Annotated in this window: 25 protein-coding genes; 9 read left to right on the forward strand and 16 right to left on the reverse strand. The window is 40.3% G+C overall.

Features of this window, described 5'->3' with window-relative positions; genetic code table 11:
* Window positions 1-129 precede the first annotated feature (129 nt).
* Window positions 130-2508: a phosphoenolpyruvate synthase gene (ppsA, locus tag F957_RS12265; protein ID WP_016540975.1), complete on the reverse strand. Its 2379-nt coding sequence runs from the start codon at window positions 2506-2508 to the stop codon at window positions 130-132.
* A 158-nt stretch (window positions 2509-2666) separates the two neighbouring features.
* On the opposite strand from ppsA, the gene ppsR reads away from it, so the two are divergent.
* A complete protein-coding gene (gene ppsR, locus F957_RS12260; RefSeq protein WP_004654391.1) occupies window positions 2667-3503 on the forward strand; it encodes a posphoenolpyruvate synthetase regulatory kinase/phosphorylase PpsR in 837 nt (278 codons plus the stop codon).
* Between the two features lie 275 nt (window positions 3504-3778).
* Window positions 3779-5878, forward strand: a complete 2100-nt coding sequence (locus F957_RS12255; RefSeq protein WP_016660289.1) for a sensor domain-containing protein — start codon at window positions 3779-3781, stop codon at window positions 5876-5878.
* A 50-nt stretch (window positions 5879-5928) separates the two neighbouring features.
* On the opposite strand, the gene F957_RS12250 is transcribed toward F957_RS12255, so the two are convergent.
* Complete coding sequence (locus F957_RS12250; protein ID WP_023270255.1) at window positions 5929-6930, reverse strand: LLM class flavin-dependent oxidoreductase; 1002 nt, start codon at window positions 6928-6930, stop codon at window positions 5929-5931.
* 139 nt (window positions 6931-7069) lie between these two features.
* Complete coding sequence (locus F957_RS12245) at window positions 7070-7582, reverse strand: glycine zipper 2TM domain-containing protein (protein WP_005204696.1); 513 nt, start codon at window positions 7580-7582, stop codon at window positions 7070-7072.
* Window positions 7583-7828: 246 nt separating this feature from the next.
* On the opposite strand from F957_RS12245, the gene F957_RS12240 reads away from it, so the two are divergent.
* Entirely contained in the window at window positions 7829-8551 is a 723-nt protein-coding gene (locus F957_RS12240) for a pseudouridine synthase (RefSeq protein ID WP_016540978.1), read from the forward strand.
* On the opposite strand, the gene F957_RS12235 is transcribed toward F957_RS12240, so the two are convergent.
* The 4 genes from F957_RS12235 to F957_RS12220 form a co-directional block, all read right to left on the reverse strand.
* Window positions 8543-8986, reverse strand: coding sequence for a GNAT family N-acetyltransferase (locus tag F957_RS12235; RefSeq protein ID WP_004654380.1), 444 nt, complete (start codon window positions 8984-8986; stop codon window positions 8543-8545). The genes F957_RS12240 and F957_RS12235 overlap by 9 nt on opposite strands.
* Window positions 8987-9084: 98 nt before the next feature.
* Complete coding sequence (locus tag F957_RS12230) at window positions 9085-9393, reverse strand: type II toxin-antitoxin system RelB/DinJ family antitoxin (RefSeq protein ID WP_016540979.1); 309 nt, start codon at window positions 9391-9393, stop codon at window positions 9085-9087.
* Between the two features lie 61 nt (window positions 9394-9454).
* Window positions 9455-10414, reverse strand: a complete 960-nt coding sequence (locus tag F957_RS12225; protein ID WP_016540980.1) for a pseudouridine synthase — start codon at window positions 10412-10414, stop codon at window positions 9455-9457.
* A gap of 18 nt (window positions 10415-10432) precedes the next feature.
* Window positions 10433-10726, reverse strand: coding sequence for a hypothetical protein (locus F957_RS12220; RefSeq protein WP_004654374.1), 294 nt, complete (start codon window positions 10724-10726; stop codon window positions 10433-10435).
* A 120-nt stretch (window positions 10727-10846) separates the two neighbouring features.
* Between F957_RS12220 and tsaE the strand changes: the two genes are divergently transcribed.
* The 5 genes from tsaE (at window position 10847) to F957_RS12195 (ending at window position 15753) form a co-directional block, all read left to right on the forward strand.
* Window positions 10847-11323, forward strand: a complete 477-nt coding sequence (tsaE, locus tag F957_RS12215; protein ID WP_016540981.1) for a tRNA (adenosine(37)-N6)-threonylcarbamoyltransferase complex ATPase subunit type 1 TsaE — start codon at window positions 10847-10849, stop codon at window positions 11321-11323.
* On the forward strand, window positions 11313-13253 hold the full coding sequence (gene mutL, locus F957_RS12210) for a DNA mismatch repair endonuclease MutL (protein WP_016540982.1): 1941 nt from the start codon (window positions 11313-11315) through the stop codon (window positions 13251-13253). The genes tsaE and mutL overlap by 11 nt, the downstream gene beginning before the upstream one ends.
* 6 nt (window positions 13254-13259) lie before the next feature.
* Window positions 13260-14204 (forward strand): tRNA (adenosine(37)-N6)-dimethylallyltransferase MiaA, encoded by a 945-nt coding sequence (miaA, locus tag F957_RS12205; protein ID WP_016540983.1) that lies wholly within the window; start codon window positions 13260-13262, stop codon window positions 14202-14204.
* A 91-nt stretch (window positions 14205-14295) separates the two neighbouring features.
* Window positions 14296-14811 carry an RNA chaperone Hfq gene (gene hfq / locus F957_RS12200; RefSeq protein WP_016540984.1) on the forward strand — a complete coding sequence of 172 codons (516 nt, stop codon included), beginning with the start codon at window positions 14296-14298 and terminating at the stop codon, window positions 14809-14811.
* A gap of 81 nt (window positions 14812-14892) precedes the next feature.
* The gene (locus F957_RS12195) at window positions 14893-15753 is read left to right on the forward strand and encodes an EamA family transporter (RefSeq protein WP_016540985.1); all 861 of its coding nucleotides are present in this window, start codon (window positions 14893-14895) and stop codon (window positions 15751-15753) included.
* A 40-nt stretch (window positions 15754-15793) separates the two neighbouring features.
* Here F957_RS12195 and nfsB read toward each other — a convergent pair whose 3' ends face one another.
* The 6 genes from nfsB to F957_RS12165 all read right to left on the reverse strand — a co-directional run bounded on the left by nfsB (window position 15794) and on the right by F957_RS12165 (window position 19932).
* Complete coding sequence (gene nfsB / locus F957_RS12190; protein ID WP_016540986.1) at window positions 15794-16447, reverse strand: oxygen-insensitive NAD(P)H nitroreductase; 654 nt, start codon at window positions 16445-16447, stop codon at window positions 15794-15796.
* 168 nt (window positions 16448-16615) lie between these two features.
* Window positions 16616-17053, reverse strand: coding sequence for a hypothetical protein (locus tag F957_RS12185; protein ID WP_228129630.1), 438 nt, complete (start codon window positions 17051-17053; stop codon window positions 16616-16618).
* Entirely contained in the window at window positions 17040-17324 is a 285-nt protein-coding gene (locus tag F957_RS12180) for a hypothetical protein (RefSeq protein WP_016540988.1), read from the reverse strand. The genes F957_RS12185 and F957_RS12180 overlap by 14 nt, the downstream gene beginning before the upstream one ends.
* A gap of 119 nt (window positions 17325-17443) precedes the next feature.
* A complete protein-coding gene (locus F957_RS12175) occupies window positions 17444-18451 on the reverse strand; it encodes a chymotrypsin family serine protease (RefSeq protein WP_016540989.1) in 1008 nt (335 codons plus the stop codon).
* Window positions 18452-18617: 166 nt separating this feature from the next.
* Window positions 18618-19334 carry a UDP-2,3-diacylglucosamine diphosphatase gene (locus F957_RS12170; protein WP_016540990.1) on the reverse strand — a complete coding sequence of 239 codons (717 nt, stop codon included), beginning with the start codon at window positions 19332-19334 and terminating at the stop codon, window positions 18618-18620.
* Between the two features lie 88 nt (window positions 19335-19422).
* Window positions 19423-19932, reverse strand: a complete 510-nt coding sequence (locus F957_RS12165) for a peptidylprolyl isomerase (protein ID WP_004661403.1) — start codon at window positions 19930-19932, stop codon at window positions 19423-19425.
* A 167-nt stretch (window positions 19933-20099) separates the two neighbouring features.
* On the opposite strand from F957_RS12165, the gene F957_RS12160 reads away from it, so the two are divergent.
* Entirely contained in the window at window positions 20100-21827 is a 1728-nt protein-coding gene (locus tag F957_RS12160; RefSeq protein ID WP_016540991.1) for a glutamine--tRNA ligase/YqeY domain fusion protein, read from the forward strand.
* Between the two features lie 474 nt (window positions 21828-22301).
* On the opposite strand, the gene F957_RS12155 is transcribed toward F957_RS12160, so the two are convergent.
* From F957_RS12155 to F957_RS12145, 3 genes are all read right to left on the reverse strand, one after another.
* Entirely contained in the window at window positions 22302-23027 is a 726-nt protein-coding gene (locus tag F957_RS12155) for a glutamine amidotransferase (RefSeq protein ID WP_016540992.1), read from the reverse strand.
* A gap of 116 nt (window positions 23028-23143) precedes the next feature.
* On the reverse strand, window positions 23144-23956 hold the full coding sequence (gene eutC / locus F957_RS12150) for an ethanolamine ammonia-lyase subunit EutC (RefSeq protein WP_016540993.1): 813 nt from the start codon (window positions 23954-23956) through the stop codon (window positions 23144-23146).
* Window positions 23957-23971: 15 nt separating this feature from the next.
* Complete coding sequence (locus F957_RS12145) at window positions 23972-25357, reverse strand: ethanolamine ammonia-lyase subunit EutB (RefSeq protein ID WP_016540994.1); 1386 nt, start codon at window positions 25355-25357, stop codon at window positions 23972-23974.
* Window position 25358 lies beyond the last annotated feature (1 nt).

Below are 25358 nucleotides of genomic sequence, written 5' to 3' on the forward strand. Positions count from 1 at the left end.
AATGGCTAAATTGCATAAGCCATGCCTTGTATTGTCTAAAAATGTCCGTTGTCGCAAGTATCTCTGAAATCTCAACAGACCCTACGATGAAAAAAGACCCTACGAAAGAGGGCCTTTTTCTAAAAAAGACTAGGCTTTCTTGATTTGTTCTTCAGCAAGGAAGAACCAAGTATCAAGTACTGAGTCAGGGTTAAGTGACACAGATTCAATACCTTGTTCCATAAGCCATTTAGCAAGGTCAGGGTGATCCGAAGGACCTTGACCACAAATACCAACGTATTTTCCTGCTTTGCGGCAAGCATGAATTGCCATAGAAAGGAGTGCCTTAACTGCTGGATCACGCTCATCAAATAAGTGAGATACGATACCAGAGTCACGGTCAAGACCGAGTGTTAATTGTGTTAAGTCGTTTGAACCAATAGAGAAACCATCGAAGTGCTCAAGGAACTGCTCAGCCAATAATGCATTGGTTGGTAATTCGCACATCATAATGATTTTTAAACCATTCTCACCACGTTTCAAACCATTTTGAGCAAGTAGTTCAATTACACGTTTTGCTTCAGAAACAGTACGAACGAATGGAATCATGATTTGGATATTGGTTAAACCCATTTCATCACGTGCTTTTTTCAAGGCACGGCATTCAAGCTCAAAACAGTCGCGGAAGTTATCAGATACATAACGGCTTGCACCACGGAAACCCAACATTGGGTTTTCTTCTTCAGGCTCGTAAAGCTTACCGCCGATCAAGTTTGCATATTCATTCGATTTAAAATCAGACATACGTACGATGACTGGTTTTTCTGCAAATGCAGCAGCAAGTGTCGAGATCCCTTCAACCAATTTCTCGACATAGAATTCGATTGGAGAAGAATAGCCCGCAGTACGTGCCATGACAGCAGCACGAGTCTCACGTGGGAGGCTTTCAATATTTAACAATGCTTTTGGATGCACACCGATCATACGGTTAATGATGAATTCAAGACGTGCAAGGCCGATCCCTTCATTCGGTATTTGAGCAAAGTCAAATGCACGGTCAGGGTTACCAACGTTCATCATGATTTTGAACGGCAGTGATGGCATTGAGTGAATCGAGTTACGTTGAACTTCGAAATCTAATGCACCTTCATAGATGAAGCCAGTGTCGCCTTCGGCACAAGATACAGTCACTTCTTGACCATCAGAAAGGACTTCAGTGGCATTACCACAACCAACAATTGCTGGAACACCTAGCTCACGTGCAATAATAGCGGCGTGACAAGTACGACCACCACGGTTGGTAACGATCGCAGCAGCACGCTTCATTACTGGTTCCCAGTCTGGGTCAGTCATGTCAGAGACAAGTACGTCACCGTCCTGAACCTTATCCATCTCTTTAATTGAAGTAACAACGCGAACCTTACCTGAACCGATACGTTGACCGATTGAGCGACCTTCACAAATCACAGTACCGCGTTGTTTTAACAGGTAGCGTTCCATTGTGCCGACGTTTTGACGACTTTTTACCGTTTCTGGACGTGCTTGAACGATATAGATCTGACCGTCATCACCATCTTTCGCCCATTCGATATCCATTGGCGAACCGTAGTGCTGTTCAATGATCAGCGCTTGTTTAGCCAACTCATGTAACTCATGGTCATTTAAGGCAAATTGTTGGCGTTCTTGTTTTTCAACATCAACCACCACCACTGATTTACCCGCTGCACCTTCTTCACCATAAATCATTTTTTGGTGTTTAGAGCCAAGGTTACGGCGTAACACTGAGTGTTTACCTGCATTTAGAAGTGGTTTAGATAAATAGAATTCATCAGGGTTCACCGCGCCTTGCACAACCATTTCACCCAAACCGTATGATGCAGTAATAAAGACCACATCACGGAAACCAGATTCTGTATCTAGGGTGAACATAACACCTGCAGCACCTGTCTCTGAACGAACCATACGTTGTACGCCAGCAGAAAGGGCAACAACACTATGTTCAAAACCTTGGTGTACACGGTAAGCAATCGCGCGGTCATTATAAAGAGAAGCAAAAACTTCTTTGATCGCGATTAAGATATTATCAATCCCGCGAATGTTGAGGAAGGTTTCTTGTTGACCTGCGAAAGACGCATCAGGTAAGTCTTCAGCAGTAGCAGAAGAACGTACAGCAACAGCAATGTCTGGGTTGCCGTTTGAAAGTGCAGCAAAAGCTTCACGAATTTCTTGTTCTAATGTCGCAGTAAGCGGAGTTTCAACAATCCAGTTACGGATTTTTGCACCAGTTTCAGCAAGTGCATTTACATCTTCTACATTTAGCTGAGCAAGTTCAGCCTGAATACGAGCGTTTAAGCCGCTTTGATCCAAGAACTCACGATAGGCAGCTGCAGTTGTTGCAAAACCACCAGGTACCGATACACCAGCATTGGATAAATGGCTGATCATTTCACCCAAAGATGAGTTTTTCCCACCTACGAGTTCGACATCGTGTTTTCCTAATTTTTCCAGACCGATTACGCGCGCTTCCAAAGTATTTACTCCACTTTTTTTGCAGTATGAATGACCATCATTGGTATGAAATTATACAAAAGTGCTTAGATTTAGTGTTTTACTAAGCGACAGTCATGTTAGATGAGTTTACTATAAAGATTATAGAGCACTAAGACAAATGTTTAAGGAGAATTTTGATGCCCGTAAGTAAAGAAATTAAACGGAGCGTTTTTTTTATTTCAGATGGTACCGCAATTACCGCAGAAACCCTTGGACATTCACTACTTGCGCAATTTCCAAACGTCGATTTTGACATTCATATTATGCCGTATATTGCCACTGAAGAAGCAGCAATGGTGGCCGTGGCCGAGATCAATGCCTGCCAATCTCGAGATGGTTCTTTACCGTTGGTTTTTGACACTTTGGTCGATCCACATGTCCGTGAAATTATCAATACTGCCAAGGCGGTCAATCTCGACGTTTTTGAAGGTCTGATTAGTAAATTAGAACAAGAGTTGGGTACACCGCCGACGACCTTGGTTGGACAAACCCATGCTGTCACCGATTCAGAATATTATAAGGCACGTATTGATGCGGTACATTTCGCACTAGACAATGATGATGGGGCCAGAACACGTCATTATGATAAAGCCGATATTATCTTAATTGGCGTATCTCGTTCTGGTAAAACGCCGACCTCAATTTATTTGTCATTACAATTTGGTATTCGTGTTGCAAACTATCCTTTAACTGAGGAAGACCTTGATGACAATCGTTTGCCAAAAGTGCTACGTGAACATAAAAATAAGTTGTTTGGTTTGATGATTGATGCGGAACGTTTAGTTGCAATTCGCAGTGAACGTAAAGCCAATAGCCGTTATTCAAGTTTTAGTCAGTGTCAAATGGAACTGCGTGCCATTGAGGGAATTTATATCTCGGAAGGGATTAAATATCTGAATGTGACAGAGATGTCGATTGAAGAAATCTCAACACGTGTTTTACAAATGACGGGATTGAAACGTCGTATTGGTTAGTGAGATTGGGCTACCTAAGCCTTCTGGATGGGGTAGTCCGTAATTTTTTGATCGATTTTATAAGAAAAAGTTTGATAAATATCGTTAATTTTAAATAAATAATTGATATTGAATAACAAAGTAAACTTAACTTATCAGTGCAGTAATTGCTGATAATTTTATTGCATTTCTGCTACAATATTGTGACTCAAATCTCACTTTTGTTGTTGGTGGTCTATGGCTTTTATTGCAACTGAATATCTTGATTCTAAGAGTTCCGTTTGGAACAGAAGTCTGTGAACTTGGCTATCTCTTTTCATGCTAATCGTCAAATGAGTGAAGCTCAGAAAAACGTTTTTAATCGTATTCCAAGTTTAGTTTGGCTTCTCTCAGAGCAGGGTGACACTTATTTTTTTAATAGTGTAAGCCAAGAGTATATCGGTTTCAATGACTTAGAACATTTTGTGAAAGATTGGACTGATTTAATCCATGGTGAAGAAAAGCCACTCTTTCAAAGTGAGTGGCAGCAAGCGTTTGCCAATAAAACGCCATTTCAAATGGAATGCCGGTTAAAGCATCAATCAGGTGCGTATCGCTGGTTTTTATTGTCGGCTAGATTTATAGAAGCGAATTCAGAAGAAAAGGCACATTGGTTTATCAACAGTGTCGACATTCATGAAACCAAGCAGTATCAGCAAAACTTAGTCCAATGTATCAACGCTCAAACCAACATGCTGGATAATAGTATTGATTGCATCAAATTACTGGAAGCGGATGGTTCTTTACTGCACGTAAATAAAACAGGATGCATTGCGCTTAACATTTCTCAAAGTCAGCAAAGTTTTGGAATGAAGTGGGCTGAACTGTTACCTGCGGAAATACGTTCCAAGGCGGCTTATGCATTGAAAACAGCTCTCAAAGGCAAAACTGCACGTTTTCGGGGGATGAGTGGTGAAGGTACAGCAAGACAATATTGGGATAATTTGCTCACTCCGATATTAAATGATCACGGGCAGACCATTCAGGTTCTGTGTCTGTCTCGAGATGTGACGACACAAAGACAGACTGAAATACAATTACAACTTTCGAGTGAACTGGACGATTTAACGGGATTGTACAATCGTCGTTTCTTTAAATTACAACTTAAACGCTCATTACATCGACATAAAAAAAGTGAAAAGCTACTTGGTTTGATGTTATTGGATTTAGATTATTTTAAACATGTGAATGATACGCTTGGTCATGCAGCTGGAGATCATTTACTCCGTGTTTTGTCTAAGCGAATCGAACAGATTTTACCTGAAAATACTTTTGTTGCTCGTTTAGGTGGTGACGAGTTTGCGATTGTCGTGAACGGAATTGAGACACAAGCTGCGCTTGAGAAAATTGCAATCGATGTGAGTCGACAGTTAGAAGCTCCGATTACTTATGCTGGGAATTTGATTAACGGCAGTATGAGTATTGGCTGCACGATTTATCCACGAGATGCCAAAGATTCAGCTAATTTAATGAAGTGTGCTGATACGGCACTGAATGATTTGAAAGCGACAGGGCGAGGTGGATTTCGAATGTTTAACCCACAGATGCAGATTGCCGCTCAAAACATTGCAATTCAATTAAATGACGCACGGCATATTATCCGTGATGACCTAATCGTTCCATTTTATCAACCTAAGGTACGTTTGACGGATGCCAAGGTTGTAGGCTTCGAGGCATTATTACGTTGGCAAACGGACGATCAGCATATTCATTCACCTCGTAAGATTGAACAAGCATTTCACGACTATATTCTAGCGACTAAAATTAGTGATGCGATGCAAAATAAAGTTTTTAAAAATATCGCAGCTTGGATCGCACAAGGGTTAGAGGTTGTTCCTGTCTCAATCAATGCAGCGCCTGTCGAGTTTCTGAAGGATAATTATGCTGAACGTTTATTACATCGTTTAAATCTGTATAAAATTCCTCATCATTTAGTGGAAATTGAAATTACTGAACAGATATTGGATGATCGTGGTTCTGATTATGTAGTTCGAGCATTAAATTTATTAAAACAACAAGGCGTTAAAATTTCACTGGATGATTTTGGAACAGGGCACTCGTCTTTAACCCGCTTGCGTGATTATCCTGTGGATTGTTTGAAAATTGATTGTGAATTTATCCGCCAAATGAATGAAGATGATGCGATTTTAGCCATCGTTCAAGCCATTATTGCCTTAGGACCAAAGCTTTCCTTGGACATTGTTGCTGAGGGAATTGAGAACATTGCACAACTCGAATTGCTCAAATCATCTGGATGTTCTATTGGTCAGGGGTATTTATTTAGCCCTGCGGTCAATGTACAACAAGCCACAAAAATGCTTCAAGCTGGAATTCAGATGGACGAATACAGATGCTAAGTCGACAGGGTTGATTGAGAGAATAAACCTTGTCGACTCTAGCTAAAATCTTAATTGTTCTTTATGTCCATCAATCGGCTAAAGTTTTGCAAGCGTTTTTCGGTATCGTAAATATCACAGGTAAAGATAAATTCATCGACATCATATTGCGCCGCGATTTTATTTAAACCCGATTTAACAGTTTCTTGAGAACCGATTTGTGCCATGGCATAAAAATTCTGAATTGCCAGTTGTTCAGCACTTGTTGCAAGGCCTTGGGTCGAGTCAATCGGTGGTTTGAGTTTTAAGCTGTGACCACGGATCAGATTTAAAATACGTTGATAAGAACTGGTCGCTAAATATTGAGCTTCCTCATCCGTTGCAGCAACTACGGTTGGGACCCCCATAGAAACATAAGGTTTGTCCAGATATTCAGAAGCTTGAAAATTATCACGATAAAGTTCGATGGCTTGACCTAACATTCTTGGGGCAAAGTGTGAGGCAAAAGAATAAGGAAGGCCGAGCTTGGCTGCCAGTTGGGCGCTGAATAAACTTGAACCGAGTAACCAGACTGGTACATGGGTATTTTGGCCTGGTGTAGCGATAATTCTTTGATTCGGCTCAGGTGCTTTAAAATATTGTAAAATTTCCATCACATCTTGAGGAAATTGGTCTTCAGTTTCCTGACGGCCACGACGCAGGGCACGCATTGTCATTTGATCCGTACCAGGAGCACGACCTAGACCGAGTTCAAAACGATTTGGATATAATGTCGCTAGCGTCCCAAATTGTTCCGCAACCACCAATGGTGCATGGTTTGGCAGCATAATACCGCCTGAGCCTAGACGAATATGTTGGGTATTTGCAGCAATAAAGCCTAATAAGACTGCTGTCGCTGAGCTGGCAATTCCATCCATATTATGATGTTCAGCTAGCCAAAAACGTTCATAACCTAGTTTTTCTGCGTGCTGTGCTAACTCAAGTGCATGACGCAGTGAAAACTCGATACTTTTATCATCCCGAACAGGTGCAAGTTCCAGAATAGAGAACTTTATATCTTGTAGTGATTTCATCATTAATTCTCAAAACCATATATCGAAATAATACGATACAAGTTGGGTTTTGTATATCGTTTTTGATCGATATATTTTTATTGTCTGAAATAAAAAAAAGCGCCCGAGGGCGCTAAAAGGGTTAAACGTTTTGATCTGATTAACGGTGTTTGTACCAACCACGATGGCGACCATTGTCATGACGGTAGCTTTCACGCGAATTATAATAACGGCGATCATCATAAGAACGGCGGTTGTCATAACGGCGGTCGTAACGACGATCATCATAACGGCGATCCGCATCGCGGTCTTGACCTACCTTTTGACCTAAGGCAGCACCACCAGCAGCACCGAGTGCAGCACCAATATAGCCACCATTGCTTCCACCCATATTACGGCCAACGGTATAACCGCCCACGCCACCTAAACCACCACCAATAGCAGCTTCAGTGCGATCACGTCGATTACTTGAAGCAGCTGCGCCACCCGCACCGCCAATGGCTGACCCAATCATGGCACCAGTATCACCACCGAGTTGTTTACCTAGGGCAGTACCCACTACACTACCTAGGGCTGAGGTTGCTGCAACACGTGTAGTATTGTCGGCATGTGCAACAGTCATCATTGAAGATGCTGCTAAGATAACGCTACATAACCACATATTCGATTTCATGGTGAAACTCCTTATCCATTCTTTTGGACAATATTCTTTTTGCTTGCGACAAATGTAACAAGACTTTTAAGCGAAAATATGGAGTGCAATATCTGGATTGAGAGAGTTTGACGATGGTTTTGTATGGGTTGTATTACAAGTGAAGAGATTGTGAATAAATTATAAAAATAAAGAATGAATGCGTAGTAGCCAACGATGAACGTGGGAATCGGGTACAATAGCCGTAGTTTAGATTAGGGCGTATGTATGCTGCTGGAAAAAATTTTGCAATCACAAGGCTTTGGTTCACGTAAGTATTGCCAGCAGTTAATAAAAAATGGTTCTGTTCAGATCGATAATCAGATCTGCGACAATCCCAAGCAGAATATTGCCACGGATCAACTTCGCTTTCAGGTATTCGGCGAAGAATATCAATATCGAGAGCATGTCTACATTGTTTTAAATAAACCTCAGGGTTATGAATGTTCGCATCAGGCCACGCATCATAAGAGTGTCTTTAGCCTTTTCCCTGAAATTTTGCTTCATCGAGGTATTCAATGTGTCGGTCGTCTGGATCAGGACACGACGGGTTTATTGTTACTGACTGACGATGGTCAATATCTACAAGCATTGACTCATCCACGTAAACATGTACCGAAAGTCTATCATGTCACCACTGCTGATCCTGTCACAGCTGAGCAGAAGATTGGATTAGAGCAGGGCGTTGAACTTCGAAATGAAAAAGGGGTGTATGCTGCAACAGATGTCCAGCTTTTCTCAAACCATCAATTGGCGATGACCATTCATCAGGGGGTCTATCACCAAGTCAAAAGAATGTTGGCTGCGGTAGGTAATAAGGTTGAAACTTTACACCGTCATCAAGTGGGTTTACTTGAGTTGCCTGAATTAAAACAAGGTGAATGGATGTATCTTACGCCTTCGCAAAAACAGTTAAGCCAAAATATTGCGCTTGAGCAGCCGTCACTTTAAAAAACAATGAAAGGTTTTGAACTCACTGTCTTGAATAAAGCCCATTTGTTCATAAAGACGGTGAGATTGATAATTGTTCTTTTGCGTTTCAAGACTGATGCGTTGTGCATTTTCATGGCGTGCAAACAAAATAGCTGTATCAATCAATTGTTTTGCGGAGCCTTGTTTGCGGTAAGATGGCGTGACATAGACATCATCGAGGATGTAATAAGTTTCACAAGCCACTGAAGAAAAAGCCAGATAGAGCAAGACAAAGCCTGTAAATACGTCATCTTTAACATGAATAAAAATAACACTGTCTTTGTTGTCAAAGCGATGTTTTAAAAATTGATACGATTGTTCAATATTTGATGATGCACCGTAGAACTGACGGTATTCGTCAAACAAGACAGCAAGTTGATGAAGATCTTCCTTTGTTGCTCGCTTAACAATCATTCCTGTCCATCCTTACACTTATAATTTTATTAGGACTGTCAGGATAGCGAAAAAAATTCAGCTTAAAAAATAAAAACTTGTTTATAAATGCAACATTGTTAAGTTTTGTCACTCTCACCAAGCAGTGCATTCAACTCTTCAAATAAATCTTCATGATCATCTTCAATCTCGGTTAGAGATGGATTTTCAGCATTGGCTGCGGCTTTAGATTTACGCAGTTTAAGCAACTGTTCCATGTTGATGTTCTGGTTTTCAATCGCAAAAGGAATTGACTTGGTCAGCACCACTTGTTTGAAGAAAAGGCGAACGGCTTGAGCAGGGGAGATCCCTAGCTGTTTAAATACAGCAAAAGCTTGCTTCTTTTCCTGTGAATCGAGGCGAACCTGATAAACTTCTGTTTTTCGCATGAAGAAAGTAACCACATATTTTTAGTTATCGTCATGTATTTTAAACCATTGCAATGTAATTTCAATATTTTTGAAGTGAAAAAATAGAATTTTTGTCATTACGTTGTGGTGGCAATGCAAGTTCAAAGTGAGAGCTAAAGCGCATTTCCTGTTTTAAAATTGGGTCAAAAAATTGAATTTCTTTGGCCAGTAATTGTAAAGGATGGCTAAAATCATCTTCTGCTTTATGTTGAATATTGGGGTAAAAAGAATCATTAAGTATTGGAATATTCAGATAATTTAAATGAACACGCAATTGATGTTGTTTGCCTGTTTTAGGGCTGAGTTTATATTTGGCATAGCATTGATCATGCATCAATAATTCAAGCAAAGTTTCAGTATTAGCTGGTTTTTTTGGATCAATTTGCATGGTGTAAAAAGGCTGACTTTTTTCTAAATGGAGCTGCAAAATTTGCGGAAAATGCAGTTCAGAGCGATAAGCTGCGATTGCATGGTAGGTTTTTTGCACTTTTCTGTCGGCAAAAAGTTGTTGATAGATGCCTCTTGAGCTTGCCTTTTTACAGAATAGAACCACACCTGCAGTTTCACGATCAAGTCGATGAATTGGGGTAAGGTCGACGTAGCCTGTTTGTTTTTTTAGTCTGACCAAAAGGGTTTCTTGCACATATTGACCTGTCGGACTCATGGTTAAAAAGTGCGGTTTATCGACGACAAGTAGATCATCATTTTCAAATAAAATTTCATGCTGAAATGGCACATGAATTTCGTGAGCAAGGAAACGATAGTAGAAAATATGCGTATTGGGGGTATAGGGGCTGTCAAATTTGAGTTTGGTCCCATCTGCTGCATAAATTAGCTCATCTGCAAAACGCTGTTGCCATTCGCTCGCCAGAATATGGGGGAAGTGTTGGCAGAGATAATCAAAAATGGTATGTACCGAAACATCATGAGGTAAAAAGACTTTACTGGCGCTGACACCATTGATGAGCGGGGGATGGAAGAGAATTGTAGAATCAATCATATTTAGTAAATAGCAGCTTTATGAAGATTGCAGAACTGGGTAGATATCATGTTTACTCTTTATCTCGTTATAGCATTGAGTGCATACAACAGTCATTTTATTAAAATTATGAAACTTATCTGTCATACCATTTTCTTGAGTAAAAACATATTCACATGCTAAACACCATCCTTGCAGATTTGTTGGGTTTGAAACATTTTCAATAAAGCCTAGAGGTTGATTATTGTTATTATGAATCAAATGTCCACATACAACTGCAGCGTAATTTTGACCATGACATTCACACTCTATATATAAAGATTCGGAAGACATTTCTATCCTTTAAAATTGAAATAGTAATTGGATTAAAAAGTAGCAACTTCTTTCTATGGATTAGGCTTTAAAGCAGGGCAATGTTATCATAGCTGCCATCCCAATTTTGTTTTATTTGCCATGTCATCTTCAGTGAAATTTACTCTAAATCATGAACAAGACACTCAACATTTTGCACAAATACTGTCTCAGCATGTGCACTCAGGCATTATTTATTTAATTGGTGATTTGGGTGCAGGAAAAACCACATTTACCCGTTATTTTCTACAAAAGTTAGGGCATCAGGGGGCGGTCAAAAGTCCAACTTATACCTTGGTTGAACCTTATACCATTCAAGGTAAAGAGATCTTTCATTTTGACCTGTATCGTTTGAATGATCCCTATGAGTTAGAGTTAATGGGTATCCGTGATTATTTAGATACACCTGATGCTTTATTTTTATTTGAATGGCCATCGAAAGGTGGTGATGAAATTCCAAAACCAGATATTGTGATTGATATTCAAAAATCGGAAGATGAACTGACTCGATTCGTGACTTTGACCACGGCGTCTGATGCTTTATCACAAACTTTGCAGGAACAATTGAATGGCGCATGATTCAACTCGTCGTATTCATACCCTAGATGCTGCCTTAGCCAACCAGATTGCTGCGGGTGAGGTGATTGAACGTCCCTCATCAGTAGTCAAAGAATTATTAGAAAACTCGATTGATGCTGGTGCAACTGAACTGATTATTCGAGTGGCACAAGGCGGCTCGACCCTGATTGAAATCATTGATAATGGTAATGGTATTCACGCTGAGGATTTACCTTTGGCTGTGATGCGTCATGCCACCAGTAAAATTCAAACTGCAGATGATTTACATGCCATTGTTAGTTTAGGATTCCGTGGTGAGGCATTGGCATCAATTGCAGCTGTATCACGTTTAACTTTGACCAGTAGCCAAGATGAGCAGGGTGTGGGATATCAGGTTGAAGTGAACGGTACGGCATTCGATCATCAACAGATCCAAGCAGTGGCTGCACAAAAAGGCACGCATATTCGTGTCCAAGATCTATTTTTTAATGTGCCAGCGCGTCGTAAATTCTTAAAAAAACCAAGCACTGAATTTAATCATATTGAAGAAATTGTGCGCCGTTTGGCGTTGACGCATTTTGATATTCGCTTTGTACTGGAACATAACGATAATATTCGTTTAAATCTGCCTGTGGCGGATAGCGGTGAGTTACGTTATCAACGTGTTCAGCAATTATTGGGTCAACAGTTTATTCAAAATGCCTACTGGATTGATGCTGAAAGTATCAATATGCGTTTGTCGGGCTGGTTGGGACACCCTTCTGATGCACGTGCGCAGGCTGACATGCAATATGTCTATGTGAATGGTCGTATTGTCAAAGATAAAACCATTTCACACGCTTTACGTATGGCCTATGAAGGGATTTTGCATGGTCATCAATATTCATCTTATTTATTGTTTTTAGAAGTTGATCCTGAAAATATTGATGTGAATGTACATCCGACCAAGCATGAAATTCGGTTTTTAAATCAGCGTGAAGTGCATGAATTTGTACGTCACTATGCCAAAGCAACTTTGTCTCAATTTCAGACCGCCAGTGCAGATTTAGCACAAGCAATGAAAACAGATGAAGCTTCAGCAGAACATTTTAATTATCAGCCTCAACCTAAATACCAAGAACAATTTAATTTGCATCGAGCAGTCGCTGAGCCTGAGCGACAAGCCAATCAGCAGGTTGCTGTTTCGACAGATTTATTGGCTGAGTTTAATCAAAGCCGTCCACAAGCAGTGCAGTATAATTCAACACCACAAGAACCACGTTATAACGGCTCTGCACAGTTAAATAATGCACTCAAAAGCTATTTAGCGCCTTTACGTGAAGAAACAGAAGATGGAAATGATCATGGGCCATCACGTGTGGATGAGTTTCCTTTAGGAATCGCAATCGCACAACTACATGGCATCTATATTTTGGCGCAAAATACTGAAGGCCTGATTATTGTGGACATGCATGCAGCACATGAACGTATTTTGTTGCAGCAGATGAAGTCGGCATGGGATAAACCTGAATTCTGGACCTCACAGCAACTATTGATTCCTAAAGTTGTTTCGATTACGCGAATGCAAGCGACTCGCGTTGAAGATTTACAACCACAATTGCAGCGCTTAGGTCTGGAAATTGATCAGTATGGCGATGAGCAGGTGATTGTGCGTGGTGTACCTGCGATTTTGCATAAAGCTGATTTCGGAAATTTAGTTCCTGAATTGTTAAATGATCTTGATCCGAATGACGAGGCGCGAGGTTTATTGCAAAAACGTGATGAGCTACTTGCGGGTATGGCGTGTCATGGTGCTGTACGTGCACATCGCCAGTTAAGCCTATCGGAAATGAATGCTTTATTGCGTCAAATGGAACAAACAGAATTTGCCAGTCAATGTAATCATGGTCGTCCGACTTGGCGCGCATTTCCACTTCATCAATTAGATAAATTATTTGCTCGAGGAGAGTAGTTTTACATGTCAAATCAATTGCCCGTCATCAATTTAATGGGGCCTACCGCAAGTGGTAAAACTGCATTGGCATGTGAACTCTATGAGCGTGGTAATTTTGAGCTAATTTCAGTTGATTCGGCTTTAGTGTATAAAGATATGGATATTGGCACAGCAAAGCCAACCAAAGAAGAGCAACAACAATATCCGCATCATTTGATTGATATTATTACGCCTTTAGAGGTTTATTCAGCAGCACAATTTGTTGAAGATGTCTGCCCATTGGTCGATGATATGCATGCACGCGGTAAAACCCCGATTTTGGTCGGTGGCACAATGCTATATTTTAAAGCACTGTTAGAAGGGCTAGCGAATAATTTGCCAAATGCTGACCAAGCAATCCGTGATGCAATTGTTGCTAAGGCTGATCATGAAGGCTGGCAAGCGGTTTATGATGAGTTAGTAGCTGTTGATCCTGTTGCAGGGCAAAAATTTAAAGTCTCAGATAAACAACGAATTATTCGAGCATTGGAAGTCTATCGAATTACAGGCGAGCCGATAACAAAACTACAAGCTGAACAGCCCAAAAATCAACCATATCGTTACATATTTCATAACTACGCATTGATGCCAGATCGTTTAGAATTACATCAACGCATTGAGCAAAGATTAAGCAAAATGTGGAACATTGGTTTTTTAAATGAAGTAGAGGAATTGATTAAAAAATACGATTTAAATGATAATTTACCGTCCATGCGGTCCGTCGGTTATCGTCAAGCTTTGGATTTTTTACTAAAAAGTGACCTAAGTCTCAAAAATAAAGTAGAAATGGAGAACAAAGCCCTTTTTGCGACGAGGCAATTAGCCAAACGTCAATACACTTGGTTACGTTCTTTGCAAGAATTACACGATTTTAAAACTTACGTGACGATAAAGCAGGCGAAAGAAGACTTGCGAAACTTCTTTGGATAAAGCAAAATTCGCAGGCTGTCTTTTTATAATTTTTAGTTGAAAAATAAAGATAGTTTTTTTGCGCTGATTTAAAAATTTTTTGGAGTTAAAAATGTCTAAAGGTCAAACTTTACAAGATCCGTTCTTAAATTCTCTCCGTAAAGAACGTATTCCAGTTTCTATTTTCCTTGTAAACGGTATCAAATTGCAGGGTCATATTGAGTCATTTGACCAATATGTTGTTTTGTTGAAAAACACTGTAAGTCAAATGGTTTATAAACACGCGATTTCTACAGTTGTTCCTGCGCGTAACCCACGTCCAGCTGGTGCTCAAGGTACTGCTGGTGGCTTCCCTGCACAAGGTGCGACTGGTGGCTTCGGTGGTCAAGGCGCTGCTGGTGGCTTCGGTGGTCAAGGTGGCGGCTTCGGTGGTCAAGGCGGCTTCGGCGGTCAAGGCGGCGGCTTCGGTGGTCAAGGTGGCTTTGGTGGTCAAGGTGGCTTCGGTGGTCAAGGCGGCGGCTTCGGCGGTCAAGGTGGCTTCGGTGGTCAAGGTGGCTTCGGTCATCAAGGTGGCTTCGACGGCGAAACTAAATTTGAAGATGGTCAAGAAGACGAAAACAATCGTTAATTGATCGATGATCTTTAATAAAATGCCAGTCTTAGAATAGACTGGCATTTTTTTGTCTATGAGAAAGCTAGAATAAATACTATGGAAATGATTGTAGCCGCGGCATGTTGTAGTGTATTGGTTTCGATTTTACTGAAATACCTAAAAGCAAAGGGATTCGATGTTTTTCAAATGATTGCGTGGAATTATTTAAGCGCAAGTCTCTTATGTTTTTATTGGTTTAAAACTGATATTACACATATCTCTTTAAATAATACCCCATGGTGGTTAATTCTCACTTTAGCCGTGTTATTGCCCAGTATATTTTTATGCTTAGCAAAGTCTTTGCAATTTGCTGGGATTCTGAAAACGGAGATTGCTCAGCGCTTAGCCGTGATACTTTCGTTATTAGCAGCCTATTTTATTTTTGGCGAGCAGTTTAGCCAATTAAAATTAATTGGAGTGGGGCTAGGAATCATCGCGATTTTAGCGATTATCATCGGTCAAGCCACGGAACAGGCAAGTAAAGGCGTGAATTTAAAATCAGCCTTGTTTTTGTTTAGTGTCTGGGCGGGTTATGCTGCGATTGATGTATTGCTAAAATATAGTAGTAGCTTAGGTTTACAGTTTGCGGTCACGCTGAATTTAACATTTATCGCAGCCTTCATTCTATCCATTGCTTATATCGCAATTACTCAGCCGAACTGGCAGCCTAAAAACATTTTTACTGGTTTGTTCTTAGGTGTGTTGAATTTTGCCAATATCGCCTTATATGTAAAAGCCCACATGCTATTTAAAGAAACTCCTGCGATTGTTTTTGCGGGCATGAATATTCTTGTCGTGGTATTGGGGGTACTCAGTGGCGTGGTACTATTTAAAGAACGGTTAAAGGCCTATACCTGGATTGGATTGATCAGTGGGGTGGTCGCAGTTCTGTGTTTGGCCAAAGCAATGATGAAATAAAATAAGGGAGTAAGCCGCGTTACTCCCTGAGAATAAATCATTAGAGACGGGTAAAAACAACCTCATCTGGGAGTCGTGATTTAGGTAGTTTGGCATTGAAGTCCGTTTCGCTGCGATAACCTAAAGCAACAACTACAGAGGCTTTTAGCCCTTTTTCGGTTAATCCAAACTCTTGATCAATCAGTGTTCGGTCAAATCCTTCCATTGGGGTGGCATCAATGCCTTCTAAGCCTGCTGCAAACAACAGTTGTCCGAGTGCAAGGTAAGTCTGGTTTTCCATCCATGCAGGAAGATTTTTAAGTTCATTACGATAAAACTCAACATAACCAGAACGGGTATCTCGCTGGCCTTGTTTTGCTGCTTCATCTTTAAAGCGACCACTGAGATCATCTTGCTGTAAGAGTTGCTCTAGGTACTCAGCAGAAATATCAGTACGGGTACAAAATACGAGCGTATGTGAAGAATTGAGAACTTTGGCTGCGTTATAGATGTAATTGCCTGTCAATGCTGATGCGATACGCTGCTTTGCCTCGTCAGATTCTGCAACCAAGAAGTGCCACGGTTGAATATTGACTGAGGAAGGGCTGAAACGTAATACTTCTAACAGCTTCTCAAACTGCGCTTGGGGAATTTTTTTTTCTGCATCATAAGCTTTTGTGGCGTAACGTGTTTTTGCCGTAGCTAAAGTATCCATCCGTCATTTACTCGATTTTAAAATTTAAGGCTGTACTAGATTAGCATAATGCAAATCTAGTACAGCCTTAAATTTTTATGAAACAAAGCTACTTATATTGAATAACTTGGCAGGAACATGATCTTGACATCATGTCCTGCCATTGTTATTTACCCTATGTTTATAAATTTATTGTCCATAGATCCAAACGATTTCTTTTTTATTTAAACAATCATAATAAGGAATGTTTAAAGTAGAGATTGCATTATCTACTGAAGTTGCATGTCCTATTGCCATGATTTTTTGGCCAATTTCAAGTTCGATATTCCCATCTGAAATAATATTATTTTTTACTTTAAAACTATTCGGAAAAATAATAGGGATATCTCTCTGTCCAGTGGAAATATAGATACACTTATTTATATCCTTCTGAAGTACACCCAAAATAAAAGTGAGTCGGGACCCTTTGCCCATTTTCTGGTATGTCATTAAGTTGATTTCATTCTGTGAAATATTTTCTACCTGAGGTATAGGTGTGCTTGCAGATTTCGATTTAGTGGTACAGCCACTAAATACAAAACAAGAAAGCCCTATTATGAATAGTTGGGGTAATTTATTGTGTAACAATGGCAGTACCTATAGAATTTAAATAATCGAGACTTGTATAGATCGCTATAGTCACTGGTGTAGAAGAGTTATTTTGTGTTTGCCATGCACAGCTATGCATGATTCCATACCCAGTGGTTAATGCAAACCAAGGACCGCCGCTGTCTCCAGGATAGCAACGTAAAGAACCTTGTCCAGTTGTATGATCATGCCCTGCATTCCCATTGGTATTTTTTACAACAACAAATGTATTGCCATTACCATCTGCATTCGAGCTATTTATACTATCCACCTCACCACAACTTTGTGTAAGTGTACTTACAAGTTCACCTGTTTTGCCCAAATGGCAAATATATGCACCATTAACTGTACCATTATCATATGGAGTTCCTGTACGAGTTTTTGTCGCTGTTAACTTTCGAAAATTGACACTTGAATCTGCATAAAATTCGGCTTTAGCGGCTTGGGCTGTAGATGTTCCTGCTGGAAGAAATCCAAGGTCGGCAACACTGTCATCACGCCATCCACTAGTGGCTGATTCGCAGGTAGGGTGTTTATTGAATATGTCGTCCCATCTTTATCAGTATATTGATAATTAGAGTAGTTTTTATCATTTGCACAATGACCAGCTGTAATTATGCCCAACTTATTATCAGAAAGGCGTTTACCTATAAAGCCACTAAAACAAACAGGAATATTCGAGCTTTTTAAAGGTAACCCTCCTCGAGTAGCCACTCTTCCCCCAAAAGGAACAACTCTAATTTCAACAGGAACAGCCAAAAGGACTTCTGCTATTTGTTTTGCATTGCCTTTATCCGATTTAACATACACTTTCGCATTTCCTGTTTTCTCATCGTCATAGACTAACTGTAGTTCTGGGAGTGATTTTTTTAGCTGCTCTCGTTTAGATTCAATATTCTTTAAACGTTGTTCTTTTGTTTTATAATTTTGTTGACTAAAATTAATAGGAGCGGACAATGGTTGTGAATATTGTGTAGCCACTGTTCTGATGTCTGCATCGCTAATATTAAATTGTTTTCTTAAATTAGAATTTCCTTTACTTGAGATAATGCTTTGGACTGCTTGTGAAGGCATAGGCTTAATCGTTAATGATGTTGGTAAATTTTTAGAGTAATTCTCAACATTCACTTTTAACGCAAAGTCATTTTTACTGTTGTCAAAATACATTCCTTGTAGATCATTTTTTACATTATTTCTGATATTGGAAATATCAGAAGATGCCCCATGCATAATCAATAATCTTCGTATGGCCTCATCATAAGGTACATCATATGAAGCTGCATAGAATTTTGCATCAATTGCTAAAGCTTCTGCCTCATTTATGAGATTTGAGTCATCTGCGAAAGCAGAGTTGGTCGAAATAATTAACAAAGTGAGAAAAGACATTCTTTTTAGCATCGAAAAATCATCCTGAATTGTGTTGTGTAAATTCAATATAGATGAGCATTGTTAAGTTTTGCTAAAATAAAATGAAACTAAAAATTACAGCTATATGATATTGGGAGTAAATTTTATTTAAAGAAATTTATATTAATTTATTGATTTTACTTATATGTCTTGAGTGTTAATAATTCCACTGTTTAAAATCTAATTGATAATTTTCTTGCTCATTGAGCTCTAAAATCCAAGCTGAATCTGCTCGCCAATCGCCTAAAACAATACGCTGTTTATTCAGGACATGGTGAATCTCTGGACGATGGGTATGGCCGTGAATTAAATAATCAACGTGTTCAATCACGGATTCGACTGCTTGAGCATTGACATCCATAATGTCATAGCTTTTCAGCTGTTTTGTTTCGCTACTTTTTTTCCGGAAACCATTGGCAAGTTTTTGTCTAAAGCTGAGTGGCAAGCTTTTCAGAAAGCCGAGTAGTAGAGGGTTTCGAATCACTTTACGAAAACGCTGGTAGGCAACATCATCGGTACAGAGTGCATCGCCATGTTCCAGTCGGAATGTATGCTGCTGAATATTTAAGGTATAAACGTCAGGCAGTAAAATGCCATCGAATTGTTTTAAGAATTTTTGACCTAAGGCAAAATCACGATTACCCACTTGGAAATAAATTTGGTTATTCGATGCGGTGAATTTTTGCAAAGCGCTGACAATTTCATCTAACCATGGGGCGGTGTAATCATCTCCAATCCAAGCATTAAACCAATCACCCAAAATATAGAGCTGCGTGTTTCTATGCTGGTATTGTTTCAATAAAGCTAAAAACCCTCGAACGAGTCGAGGGTGATCAGGTGACAAGTGTAGATCTGAAATAAACAGGTAGGTCACACTTTTATCCTATTTTATAATCCCTCCCAACCTCCCTTTACAAAGGGAGGAGTTCCCCTCTTTTTTAAAGAGGGGTTAGGGGAGATTTTTATTCAGAGATAATTTTAGCAGATTCAATAACAACGTTCTCTAAAGGAACGTCTGCGTGATAACCACGGTTACCTGTACGTACGCCTTTGATCGCTTCTACGATATCAAGACCTTCAACAACTTTACCAAATACTGCATAACCCCAGCCTTGTGCTGTTTTACCAGTGTGGTTTAAGAAAGAGTTGTTTTTAACATTGATAAAGAATTGAGCAGATGCAGAGTGCGGAGCTTGAGTACGCGCCATTGCAATTGTGCCTTCATCGTTGCTTAAGCCGTTGTCAGCTTCGTTTTCGATTGAATCACGGGTTGCTTTTTCTTTGAAGTTTTCGTCCATGCCACCGCCTTGGATCATAAAACCATCAATCACGCGGTGGAAAATTACGCCGTCATAGAAACCGTCACGTACATATTCTAAGAAATTTGCAACCGTTTTTGGTGCTTTTTCAGCGTTAAGCTCAAGAACAATACGACCTTTGTTGGTGTTTAATTCGACTTGAGGAAAACTCATTACATTAATCTCCTAAACATGGGCAAATTGACCATGGGTTTTTGGTTGAGAGAAGCATAAGCAAACTGTAAACTACAAGGCAAGTAAAAAACGTTAAAATCTTTCATAAATAGCAAAGATTGCGTTTTTATTTCCCATTTTTAACTGTAAGAAGTGATTTACACCCTATGAAGCCAAATGATGTTGTTTCTGAACTGCCAAAGACCCCGACGCCGAATACCCATGCCTCTGTCGATGCCGCGCAGCAAGAACAACAGGCAGGCTTAGACTTTGTTCGTCAAGTGATTACCGATGATCTTAAAGAAGGGCGTACCCAAAAAGTAGTGACACGTTTCCCACCTGAGCCAAATGGTTATCTACATATTGGTCACGTGAAAGCGATTTGTTTGAACTTTGGTATCGCTGAAGAGTTCGAAGGTTTATGTAATTTACGCTTCGATGACACGAATCCAGATGCCGAAGAGCAAGAATACGTTGATGGTATTGCCAATGATGTGAAATGGTTGGGCTTTAACTGGAATGGTGAGCCTCGTTATGCATCAGGTTATTTCGATCAACTTTATACATGGGCTGTTCAATTGATTGAACAAGGGGATGCTTATGTTGATTTGCAAACCCCAGAAGAAATCAAGCTGAACCGTGGTAATTTCGTTGAGCCAGGTAAAAACTCACCGTATCGCGATGCAACCGTTGCGGAGAACCTTGCGCGTTTTGAACAAATGCGTAATGGTGAAATTCAAGAGGGTGGTGCTGTCCTCCGTGCCAAAATTGATATGGCTAGCCCGAACGTGCATATGCGTGATCCGATTCTTTATCGTGTATTGCATTCAGAGCATCACCAAACCGGTGATAAATGGAAAATGTACCCAATGTATGACTATGCTCATCCATTGTCGGATGCGATTGAAGGTATTACTCACTCATTGTGTACTTTAGAATTCCAAGACCATCGTCCATTCTATGACTGGATTGTAGAGAAAGTACATTCGCAAGCCGTACCGCGTCAGTATGAATCTTCACGTTTAAATATCGACTATACGATTACTTCTAAACGTAAATTGCGTAAATTGGTTGAAGGCAATTATGTACAGGGCTGGGATGATCCACGCATGCCAACGGTTGTGGGAATGCGTCGTCGTGGTTTTACCGCTGAAGGTCTGCGTGATTTCTGTAAGCGTGTTGGTGTTTCTAAAACGGATGGTATTGTCGATGTGGCAATGCTTGAGTTCTGTATTCGTCAGTCATTGGAAAATACCGCCGCACGTGGCATGGCAGTACTTAATCCATTGAAAGTAACCTTGACTAATTTACCTGAAGAATTGGATCTCACTCATGCACGTCATCCAAACGTGGATATGGGCGAACGTATCATTCCGTTAACGCGTGAACTTTATATTGATCGTAAAGATTTTGAAGAAGTACCACCAAAAGGTTTCAAACGTTTGATTCCTGAGGGTGAAGTGCGTTTACGCCATGCTTATGTGATCAAGTGCGATGAAGTGATTAAAGATGCCAATGGTGAAGTGGTTGAGTTGAAGTGTTCAATCGACCCTGAAACTTTAGGTAAAAACCCTGAAGGGCGTAAAGTGAAAGGTGTGGTTCATTGGGTCTCTGCGAGCAAAGGTGTACCTGCGGAAGTTCGTATTTACGATCGTTTGTTTAACGAAGCAGCACCAGATGCAGATGATGATTTCTTGGTACATTTAAATCCAGAATCGCTGCAAGTGGTACAAGCGGTGATTGAGCCTGCTTTAGCACAAGCAAAACCTGAAGATCGTTTCCAGTTTGAACGTGAAGGTTATTTTGTTGCGGATCAATATGATCATCAAACGGATAAGCCGGTGTTTAACCGTATTCTGGATCTGAAAGATAGCTTTAAAGCAGATAAGAAATAATTATAAAAAGGCCTAATTTATATTAGGTCTTTTTTTCAAATAAAAATGCAACCTAAATAGTCACAGGGACAATCTGTTCATGATTGATGTTTCTTATTTTAAAATTAAGTAGGATTGATTTGGTAGAAATAAATCAAAAGAGCAATTAAGAAAAAAACAGATACGACTAAGTAAGTATTAATCGTATTAAAACTTTTGATAAATTTTAAAAATACCATTTTTGCAATCACTAAAATATTAATAATATAGAGTGATGACCCTATGTTTTGATCAATCTTATTGTGACTGAGATGCTATTTCAATATTTTGAGCTTAAGCTTTTAAAATTGTCCTATAACGTTATGAATAACGATATAAAGTGTTTATTTACATGCAGGTATAGGACTTAATAAAAAAAGATTTTTTATATTTTTTGATAGTAGAGCAACCCGCTGCATCGGTTTCGTCGTAGCGGGTAGATCATTGAGAGTAATATCAAGAAACGTTTGAGTTCAAACCTAAACGGTCGAGGAAATGCTGGATTACTTTTACGGTTTGATTTTCAAGTTGCATTGCATAAGCTTGATTATCTTGACGCAATTGAGGAATGGATAAGCCTGCATGGCGTATTTCACAGGTATGCCCGATCAGCCATTTCTCAAAACTTTGCCCAACCACCTCAAGATGAAATTGCAGTGCCAAAATATTGTTGCCAATAGAAAAAGCTTGGTTTGGATAAATTGCAGAACTTGCTAATAAAGTTGCATTTGGAGGCAAATCAAAGGTATCGCCATGCCAATGCAGGACTTCGACATTTTCCAGTGCAGTTAAAGGGTTGTGTTCAACTGCTTTAATGTCCAACTGACTCCAACCGATTTCTTTTTGGTGTCCTGCATAGACTTTTGCACCCAATGCATGCGCAATCAGTTGTGCACCTAAGCAAATCCCAATCGTTGGTTTATTAGCTTTTAAACGTTGTTTTAAACCTGCAATTTCATCTACTAAAAATGGATAGTCCTCGGTTTCATAGACGCCGATTGGACCGCCAAGAATTACGGTTAAGCCTTCATAATTAAGTGCAGGACTCAGATCATCGACACCCGCTTCGAAATAACGGACACGGAAACCGAATTGATAAAAAATATCTTCTAAGGAGCCTAGGTCTTCAAAAGCAAGATGTTGAATGGCATAAACAGTTTTGAGATGAGCGGCGAGGGTCATAACCGAGTACCAATTGGATAAAAATTATGTTGTATCTTAAATCATTTTTAAGACAGATGTCTTGATGTTGTACGCTGTGGGCGGCGCTTAAAAATAGTATTGCCCACATCGCCATTTTAAAAAAGCAGTTTAGGTTGATGATTGTCTTCTAGAGTTGGAATAACATGTTCATCCTTCAAGTCAACGCCAGAAAGCCCCAGTCGTTTGGAATTATGCATTAAAGCCAGTAAACGTTGAGTAGCAATCGGAATACTTAATCCTGCGGGACGAATATTTGAAATACAGTTGCGTTGTGAATCCAGACAGCCACTGAATGCATCCAAGGTGTAATAGAGTCCCATGCTATCAGGCGAACTGAGACCCGGACGCTCACCAATCAGCATAATCAGCATACGCGCCTGAAAAATTTCAGCGACTTCATCACCTAAAGCAACACGACTGCCTGTGGCAATCACAACGGGTGCTAAAGACCATTGTTGTTCTGCAAAAGGTTGGATTAGTGCTTGTATAAAAGGCAGTGCATTTTCTTCAATGGCGCGGGCAGATAAACCATCACCAATCACGATGCAGACATCATAACGCTGCTGATCTTGTTGCATCTGCTGAAGTTGTTGCATCGAATCGGTTGAAAGTAAACGTCCTAAATCAGGTCGTTTTAAATACAGCTCTTTATGTTCTGCCTGACTTTGCACATGGATGGGATTGAGTCCCAATTGCTGTAATTGCTCAGTCAGCAATTCAACATTTAAGCACTGAAAAACCGCATCTTTGGCCTGAGCATGGCTGAGTTGGAAATCCAGCAAAGCGCGGGTTGGGATACTGCAACCTGCACGTCCAATGGCAATACGGGCATCGGTAAACTGTTTTAGGGTTTCCCACGGGTCTTGATGCGCCTGTGCAGGAAATTGAATGTCTTTGGAAAGTTTCATTTGATTCTCCTCAATTCAATGCATCAATAACTTGGAGAATTGAGCAGGCATCTGTTCTGCCCAATGAATATGCTGTTGTTGCTGTTTTAAAATACCTTGCTGTTCTAACCAAGATGCAAACTCAGGTGCAGGCTGTAGCCCAAGCAGTTGTCTGAGGTATAGTGCATCATGGAAGGAAGTGGTTTGATAATTCAGCATCACATCGTCTGAACCCGGAATGCCCATAATAAAATTAATTCCCGCCGTACCAAATAGGGTCAGCAGCACATCCATATCGTTTTGGTCGGCATCAGCATGATTGGTATAGCAAATATCACAGCCCATCGGCAGACCGAGCAGTTTGCCGCAGAAATGATCTTCCAGACCCGCACGGATAATTTGTTTGCCGTCATACAGATATTCAGGGCCAATAAAACCAACTACGGTATTGACCAATAAAGGATTGTATTTACGCGCCACGGCATAGGCACGCGCTTCAATGGTTTGTTGATCTACGCCGTGGTGTGCATTGCTGGACAGGGCACTGCCTTGGCCTGTTTCAAAGTACATCACATTGTTGCCGAGCGTACCGCGGTTTAAAGCCAACGTCGCTTCATAACCTTCTTGTAGCATGGCAAGAGAAATACCAAAACCCTCATTGGCTTTCTGTGTACCTGCGATGGATTGAAACATCAGGTCAATTGGAACATTTTTTTCTGCCAGTTGAATGCCTGAACTGATATGGGTCAGAACACAAGACTGGGTCGGAATTTGATATTCCTGAATGACGTGATCGATCAGTTTTAACAGTTCAGATAAATTATGCAGATTATCGGTTGCAGGATTAATCCCGATCACCGCATCACCATTGCCATACATTAAACCATCCAAAATACTGGAGGAAATACCCAGCACATCATCGGTAGGATGGTTGGGTTGCAGTCGGGTGGATAAATGTCCCTTCAAGCCAATAGTATTACGGAACTTGGTCACCACTTCACATTTGCTTGCAACATAAATCAAGTCTTGATTACGCATGATTTTACTCACAGCTGCGACCATTTCAGGTGTGAGACCTGCTGCAAGTTGTTGCAGTTTGTCTGTAGTTGCATCTTCACTCAGTAACCAGTTGCGGAAATCACCAACCGTAAAATGTGCAATCGGTGCAAACAGATCAGCACGATGTTCATCAATAATCAGACGGGTAATTTCATCGCTTTCGTAGTCCACCACGGTTTCATTTAAAAAGTTTTTTAAAGGCACTTCTGCCAGCGTAATTTGTGCAGCAACACGTTCAGTTGCATCCTGTGCCGCAACGCCTGCCAGTTGATCGCCAGAACGTAAAGGGGTGGCTTTTGCCAGCAAGGTTTTAAGATCAGCAAACTGATAGTGTTGCTGGGCGACGATTTGACGGTAACGCATG

The organism is Acinetobacter gyllenbergii CIP 110306 = MTCC 11365 (genome assembly GCF_000413855.1).
Lineage (GTDB): Bacteria > Pseudomonadota > Gammaproteobacteria > Pseudomonadales > Moraxellaceae > Acinetobacter > Acinetobacter gyllenbergii.